The sequence below is a fragment of the Halorubrum tebenquichense DSM 14210 genome (assembly GCF_000337415.1).
GTDB lineage: Archaea > Halobacteriota > Halobacteria > Halobacteriales > Haloferacaceae > Halorubrum > Halorubrum tebenquichense.
Genome location: NZ_AOJD01000039.1, coordinates 24,034 through 30,341, shown reverse-complemented (window position 1 = coordinate 30,341; position 6,308 = coordinate 24,034). Strand labels below are relative to the sequence as shown.

The following is a 6,308-nucleotide window of genomic DNA, read 5'->3' as shown; positions in this document are numbered from 1 at the left end:
TCCCTCGCACGCGCTCCTCGGCCGCGATGCGGCCTCGGAGGCGCGCGCCGACCGTCCGGTGTCGTTCCATCGTTCGCTGTTTAAAAGCGCGGAGCGACGCCTTCCGACGGTTTAAATCGCGTCGGGGACCAGAGTCCGGTAATGGAACCGAGTTCGCTCTCCGGGCTCCCCGCGGGCGTCGGCGAGGCGCTCGAAGCGGAGGGCGTCGCGGAGCTGTACCCGCCCCAGCAGGCGGCCGTCGAGGCCGGGGTCGTCGACGGCGAGAGCCTCGTCGCGGCCGTCCCCACCGCCTCCGGCAAGACGCTGATCGCGGAGCTGGCGATGCTCTCCTCGATCCAGCGCGGCGGCAAGGCCTTATATATCGTCCCGCTGCGCGCGCTCGCCAGCGAGAAGAAGGCGGAGTTCGAGCGCTGGGAGGAGTTCGACGTGACGGTCGGCGTCTCGACGGGCAACTACGACTCGGACGGCGAGTGGCTCGCGAGCCGCGACATCATCGTCGCCACCTCGGAGAAGGTGGACTCGCTGATCCGCAACGGCGCGCCGTGGATCGACGACCTCACATGCGTCGTCAGCGACGAGGTCCACCTCGTCGACGACTCCCACCGCGGCCCGACCCTCGAAGTGACGCTCGCGAAGCTCCGCAAGGTGAACCCCGGCCTCCAGACCGTCGCGCTCTCGGCGACCGTCGGCAACGCCGACGTCATCGCCGACTGGCTCGACGCCGAACTCGTCGAGTCCGACTGGCGGCCGATCGAGCTTCACACCGGCGTCCACTTCGGCAACGCGATCAACTTCGACGACGGGAGCCAGCGCGAGGTCCCGGTCGAGCGCGGCGAGGACCAGACCGCGAAGCTCGTCGGCGACGCCTTGGACACCGAGGAGGGCGGCCAGGGCGGCTCCTCGCTCGTCTTCGTCAACTCCCGGCGCAACGCCGAGTCGTCGGCCCGCAAGCTGGGCGAGGTGACGAGCTCCCGGCTCACCGGCGAGGAGCGCGACCGCCTCCGCGACCTGGCCGAGGAGATCCGCGGCGTCTCCGACACCGACACCTCGGAGGACCTCGCGGACGCGGTCGAGCAGGGGTCGGCGTTCCACCACGCCGGGCTGGCCAGCGAACACCGGAGCCTCGTCGAGGACGCGTTCCGCGACCGCCTGATCAAGTGCGTCTCCGCGACGCCCACCCTCGCCGCCGGCGTCAACACCCCCGCCCGCCGGGTGATCGTCCGCGACTGGCGGCGCTACGACGGCGAGTTCGGCGGCATGAAGCCCCTCGACGTCCTCGAAGTCCACCAGATGTGCGGGCGGGCGGGCCGCCCCGGGCTCGACCCGTACGGCGAGGCGGTGCTGCTCGCGAACGACGCCGACACGCAGGAGGAGCTGTTCGAGCGGTACGTCTGGGCCGAGGCCGAGCCGGTCCGCTCGAAGCTGGCGGCCGAGCCCGCGCTCCGCACCCACGTCCTCGCGACGATCGCCTCCGGCTTCGCCGCCACCCGCGAGGGCCTCCTGTCGTTCCTCGACAACACCCTCTACGCGGCACAGACGGACGACGAGGGCCGCCTCGCCGCGGTCACCGACACGGTCTTGGAGTACCTCGAAGTCAACGGCTTCGTCGAGCGCGACCGCGACGGCGGGACGGAGGGCCTCGCCGCGACCGGGATCGGCCACACCGTCTCGCGGCTCTACCTCGACCCGATGAGCGCGGCGGAGATCCTCGACGGCCTCCGCACCGTCGCAGACGCCGGCGACGCCGCCGCCGCGGACGCCGAGTTCGTCCCGGCGGACGGGGGCGACGCGGACCCCGACGACGCCGAACCGGGCTTCACCACGTACACCCGCGGGGACGCAGATGAGACCGATGGCGACGCCGATCGGCCCGACTCGGACGACGACGAGCGCTCCGCCGTCACCCCGCTCGGGCTCTACCACCTCGTCAGCCGGACCCCCGACACCTACGAGCTGTACCTCAAGTCCGGCGACCGCGAGGAGTACACCGAGGTCTGCTACGAGCGCGAGCCGGAGTTCCTCGGCGACGTGCCCTCCGAGTACGAGGACGTGCGGTTCGAGGACTGGCTCGCCGCGCTGAAGACGGCCCGCCTGCTCGAAGACTGGGCGAACGAGGTGGACGAAGACCGGATCGCGGAGCGCTACGGTGTCGGTCCCGGTGACATCCGGGGGAAGGTCGACACCGCCGAGTGGCTCCTCCGAGCCGCGGAGACGCTCGCGCGCGACGTGGATGGGATCGACGGCGACGTGGTCGTCCAGGTCCGCGAGGCGCGCAAGCGCCTGGAGTACGGCGTCCGCGAGGAGCTGCTCGATCTCGCCGGCGTCCGCAACGTCGGTCGCAAGCGCGCCCGCCGCCTCTACGAGGCCGGCATCGAGAGCCGCGCCGACCTCCGCGAGGCGGACAAGGCGGTCGTGCTCGGCGCGCTCCGCGGCCGCGAGCGCACCGCCGAGCGGATCTTAGAGAACGCCGGCCGGGAGGACCCCTCGATCGACGGGGTCGACCCCGACAGCTCCGCCTCCGCGGCGGCGACCGCGGGCGCGGACGCCGACGGCGACGGCGACGGACAGGCCAGCCTGGGTGATTTCGGATGACCGACTCCGCGGTCGGGGCCGCGGGCGAGCCGGCAGCGCCCCCCGACCCCGCCGTCGGTCTCGTCGCCGGGACGTTCGCGGTCCCCGACCTCGACGCGTTCCTCGCCGACCTCGACGAAATCGCCGCGGAGACCGGCGCGGTGGTGCAGGCGTTCGACGCCGACCTCGTCGTCTCGCCCGCGCACCTCCGGGCGGCGACCCGGCTCGCGGCCCGGTCGATCGCCCGCGGCGAGGCGGTCGCCCGCGACCCCGGCGTCGAGATACTGCTGTACGCGGCCGGCCGCAGGCAGATCGACCGCGCGCTCGGCCTCGGCGTCTCGGAGGGCGAGCGCGCGGCGGTCGTCCTCGTCGCCGACTTCGGCGACGTCCCCGGCGTCGACCGCCCGCCCGCGGACGTGGACGAAGCCGTCGAGCGGATTCGCGAACTCGCCGTCGAGGGGGCCAGCGAGTTCGGCGAGAGCCGGAACCCCGCGCTCGACGAGGACCGCGTCCGCGAGTTCTACGGCGTCACGGACCGCGAACTCGCCGCGACGACCGGCGACCTGACGGACGTCGTTCGCGAGCGGGTCGCGCTGCTCGACGTCGAGAAGTGATCGCATACCCCTTCGTTTCGACTGGAAACCGACGGACGGAGGCCTCTCACGGTTCCAGTCGAAGCGGGAGAACGGCAGAAGTAGTCCATCCTGGATTCGAACCAGGGTCGTTGCCCCCAGAAGGCAACAGGATTGGCCACTACCCCAATGGACTGCGTACTCACCGATAGCCCGCACGTCTTTGTAAGCGTTGCGCGTTGCGACCGCCGTGCGACTCCGTGACGACCGTCCGGGATCGAGCCGCTCTCGGATCGCGTTCGTGCCCATATCGACGCGTTTTACACGACTCAATCCGCACGAAACTGTATGTACGTCGGACGATTCGTCGTCGTCGCGCCCGGCATCGGCGGCTACCGCGTCTCCTCGCGCTCGTTCCCGAACCGCCGCGTCACCGACCGCGACGGGACGCTCACCGTCGGTCCGACCCCGGACGCGCCCGAGACGGACAACCCGTACGTCTCGTACAACTGCGCCCGCGCGGTCGAGACGCCGACCGGCGAGGCGCTCGCGGTCCTCGGCAACGGCTCCCACGTCGACCCGATCGCGGAGAAACTGGAACTGGGCTACCCCGCTCGCGACGCGCTCGCGACGCCGCTACTCGCGCTCGACTTCGAGAAGGACGACTACGACACGCCCCGCGTCGCCGGCGTCGTCGGAGCGGAGTCGGCGGCGATCGGTGTCGTCCGGCGCGACGCGCTGCTCGTCGAGGCCGTCGAGGAGCCGACCGTCGTCGCGACCTACGAGACGGATTCCCCCGAGCCGTACGACCTGACCGCGACCGACGCCGACGGCGTCGCGACCGAACTGCTGGACGCCGACCTCGAACATCCCGTCTGCGCCGCCGGGGCGACCGTCGACGACGGCGGCGTCGCGCTCGCGTTCGACAACGGCGGCGACTGAGCGGACCCGTCCCGGAGTACGGTACAGCCGCCCGCCTTTCCGACTCCCGACGCCTTTTGACTCCCCCGTCCGAGTGACGCCCATGGAGCGCGTCACCGCGGCCGACTACCACGACCTCGCGGTCCCGTCCGACCCCCGGATCTCGCCGGACGGCGACCGCGTCGCCTTCGTGCGCCGACAGCCGAACGACGACGACAGCTACGAGACGACCGTGTACCTCGTCGACGTCGCGGGCGAGGACGACCCGCGGCGGCTCACCCTCCCGGAGGGCTCGGACGCCGAACCGCGCTGGAGCCCCTCCGGCGACCGGATCGCGTTCGCCTCCACCCGGGGCGCGGCCGACGACCGCCAGCAGCTGTGGGTCCTCCCGGTCGACGGGGGCGAGGCGCGCCGCCTCACCGACGTGGTCGGCGGCGTCTCACAGATCGCGTGGTCGCCCGACGGCGAGCGGATCGCGTTCGTCCAGTCGGTGACGGCCGACGACCGCGAGGCGGACCGCGACCTCGCCGTGCCGGACGACTACGAGCCCGAGGAGCACCCCGACCCGCGCGTCATCGACCGCACCGTCTACCGGTCCATGGAGCGCTACTTCGACGGCCGCCGACCGGGCGTGTACGTCGTCGACGCGGACGCGACCGTGGGCGGCGTCACCGACCCCGACCCGGCCGAGTCGGGCGCGGTCGCGCGGGTCACCCACCGCGACGCCGACTTCGCCGCCCCGTCGTGGGGCGACGCCGACACCCTGTACTACACCGAGGCCGTCGGCGACGACCCCGACGACTCCGTCGAGATCGCGATCCGCGCGCGCGACTTCGCGTCCGGCGACGACGAGCGCGTCCACACCACGACCGGCTGGGGGGCCGACCTCGCGTCGACCGCCGACGGCCGCGTCGCGTTCACGCACGCGGAGCCGGACCAGGTGTCGATGCAGCCGACCGACCTCCGCGTGCTCGACGCCGAGTCCGGCGCGGTCACCGACCTCACCGGCGACCTCGACCGCGGGCTGGGTCGGGGGACGACGCCGCAGTGGGGCCCGGACGCCGAGACGCTGTACTTCGCGACGCCCGACGAGGGGAAGACGGCCCTCTGGCACGTCCCCGCCGACGGGAGCGCGGACCCCGAGCGCCTGCTCCGCCCGGGGACGGTCTCGGACGCGACCGTCGGCGGCGAGGCCGACGCCGGCCCGGACTCCGTGACCGTCGCGTTCGCGGCCAGCGAGTGGGACCACCCGGGCGACGCGTTCGCCTACGACGCCGCGGCCGACGAGGCGACGCGGCTCACCGAACTCAACGCCGACTACCTCGCCGAGCGCGCTGTCGGCGAACCGGAGGAGATCCGGTTCGAGTCCGACGGCGTCGAGATTCAGGGGTGGCTGCTGACGCCGCCGGAATCCGCCGACGCCGACGAGCCGTACCCGCTCGCGGTCGAGATCCACGGCGGCCCGCACGCGATGTGGTCGACCTCGGGAACGATGTGGCACGAGTTCCAGACGCTCGCCGCCCGCGGCTACGCGGTCTTCTGGTCGAACCCCCGCGGCTCGACCGGCTACGGCGAAGAGTTCATGCAGGCCATCGAGCGCGACTGGGGCGCGGTCACCGCTCGCGACGTGATGGCGGGCGTCGAGACGGTCGCCGACCGGCCGGAGGTCGACGCCTCCAATGCGTTCGTCACCGGCGGTTCCTTCGGCGGGTTCATGACCGGATGGATCGTCGGCCAGACCGACTACTTCGACGCGGCGGTCTCCCAGCGCGGCGTGTACGACCTCACCGGCTTCTACGGCTCGACCGACGCGGCCTACAAGCTCGTCGAGGGCGACTTCGACACGGTCCCGTCCGAGGAGCCCGAGTGGCTCTGGGAGCGGTCGCCGACCGGCCACGCCGACGACGTCGACACGCCGACCCTCCTGATCCACTCGGAGGACGACACGCGGACCCCGATCTGTACGGCGGAGCTGTACCACCGGATCCTCCGGAAGAACGGCGTCGACACGCGGTTCGTCCGGTACCCGCGCGAGGGCCACGAGCTGTCCCGGTCCGGCGAGCCGGCCCACGTCGTCGACCGCATCGAGCGGATCGCCCGCTGGTTCGACGGCTACTCCGACCACCACGACGCCGAGCGCGCGCTCGACCGCCCCGAGGACGACGGGCTGACCGCGGGCGAGGAGTCGGACGAAGCGGAGGAGTAGGAGTCGGACGAAGCGGATAGTAGGAGTCGGACGAAGCG

General features: G+C 72.4%; 4 protein-coding genes and 1 tRNA gene. 4 read left to right on the top strand and 1 reads right to left on the bottom strand.

What is annotated here, in order from left to right:
* Positions 1-141 precede the first annotated feature (141 nt).
* Positions 142-2,592, top strand: coding sequence for an ATP-dependent DNA helicase (locus C472_RS07215; protein ID WP_006629157.1), 2,451 nt, complete (start codon positions 142-144; stop codon positions 2,590-2,592).
* A complete protein-coding gene (gene cgi121 / locus C472_RS07210; RefSeq protein ID WP_006629156.1) occupies positions 2,589-3,185 on the top strand; it encodes a KEOPS complex subunit Cgi121 in 597 nt (198 codons plus the stop codon). The genes C472_RS07215 and cgi121 overlap by 4 nt, the downstream gene beginning before the upstream one ends.
* 81 nt (positions 3,186-3,266) lie before the next feature.
* Here the strand turns inward: cgi121 and C472_RS07205 are convergent.
* A tRNA-Gln gene (locus C472_RS07205) sits at positions 3,267-3,339 on the bottom strand.
* Positions 3,340-3,491: 152 nt separating this feature from the next.
* Between C472_RS07205 and C472_RS07200 the strand changes: the two genes are divergently transcribed.
* Both C472_RS07200 and C472_RS07195 read left to right on the top strand, forming a co-directional pair.
* Positions 3,492-4,085, top strand: coding sequence for an IMP cyclohydrolase (locus C472_RS07200; RefSeq protein WP_006629155.1), 594 nt, complete (start codon positions 3,492-3,494; stop codon positions 4,083-4,085).
* A gap of 82 nt (positions 4,086-4,167) precedes the next feature.
* Positions 4,168-6,270 (top strand): S9 family peptidase, encoded by a 2,103-nt coding sequence (locus C472_RS07195; RefSeq protein WP_006629154.1) that lies wholly within the window; start codon positions 4,168-4,170, stop codon positions 6,268-6,270.
* Positions 6,271-6,308 lie beyond the last annotated feature (38 nt).